2 protein-coding genes are annotated in these 1,206 nt (G+C 39.6%); both read right to left on the bottom strand.

The features are described from left to right. Positions 1–31: 31 nt before the first annotated feature. A complete protein-coding gene (locus IV71_RS07615; protein ID WP_114636123.1) occupies positions 32–877 on the bottom strand; it encodes an IS3 family transposase in 846 nt (281 codons plus the stop codon). Continuing rightward, positions 859–1,125, bottom strand: a complete 267-nt coding sequence (locus tag IV71_RS07620; RefSeq protein ID WP_010017457.1) for a transposase — start codon at positions 1,123–1,125, stop codon at positions 859–861. Before IV71_RS07620 ends, IV71_RS07615 begins: the two co-directional genes overlap by 19 nt. Between the last annotated feature and the right edge of the window lie 81 nt (positions 1,126–1,206).

Here is a 1,206-nt window from a genome sequence, read left to right on the forward strand (position 1 = left end):
TGCTCGTATGTCAATAAGTTAGACACTTTTTTTACATCACTAGGTTCGATTCATAGGTATGAATCCGTTCATGATTATATCGATGGATATAGCGTGATATTCGCGTAACCAGCTCAAATTTACTCTTAAACTGGTTCGGATAAATAAGTTCTCTTTTTAAAATTGAATGAAAGGCTTCAATTCTCGCATTATCATAGGGGTGACCCTTCTTGGAATATGAATGACGGATATGATTGGTCGCCAATAGATTTTCAAATACACTACTTGTATATTCACTTCCCATATCAGTATGTAAGTAGGCCGGCTTTTGGTGTCGCTTCAATGCTTCAACCAAAATGTCGGAGACAAAGCGTCCATCTCTGATTGAGCTCAGTTTATGAGCTAGTACTTTTCGATTTTCTGGATCATAGACTGTTCCCAAATATATATACTGACCACTCGGAGCTCGGATATAAGTGACATCTGCCGACCAAACACCAGACTGGTCATCAAGTCGTTTAACCAGGTTCGGGCGTTGTGCGTAAAGAACTTCAGTGACTGGCTTACGATATTTTTTGGTCATCACTGATTGACAGTTTGCCTCTTTTAATAAACGCCATAATCGCCTTACACCGACATCAATTTTTTGTCGGTGTAGGGCGATTTTTATTCGTTGATAGCCATAGACACGATCACTGGATAACCAAATTTCTTTGGCCCTTGCTTGAATCCACTGATTCTCTTGTTCTCGTTTACTTGGAACGTGGTGCAGCCAATTATAAAAAGTACTCCGTGAAATACTTAAAGCACGGAGTACGATCGTAATACGATGGCCGGCATCGACATTAGCTTGAATGATGGGAAGGGCGGTATCACGTTTTAATTTTTTGCCAGTAATACCGCCGCTCGTTTTAAAATATCATTTTCCTCTTTTAAACGATCATTTTCCTTCTTCATCTTTTTCATTTCATCTGTCGTATAAGTTTCGCCAGCAATTATTTGTTTTTGGCTGCCATGAACCCATTTAATAACGGTAGTGGAGGCCATACCGTATTCAATTGAAAGTGACAGAGAGGAACGACCTTCTTGATAGAGGGCAACAATGGCATCTTTGAATTCCTGTGAGTAACGTGGCCTTTTAGTCATGTGCTGATTTCCTTTTTAGTCTTGGGATAATTATACAGTGGACGATGCATAAAATCTGTCCATTTTATCAGCATACGAGCA

Origin of the sequence: Fructobacillus fructosus KCTC 3544 (assembly GCF_001438695.1) — a bacterium.
GTDB classification, from domain to species: Bacteria; Bacillota; Bacilli; order Lactobacillales; family Lactobacillaceae; genus Fructobacillus; species Fructobacillus fructosus.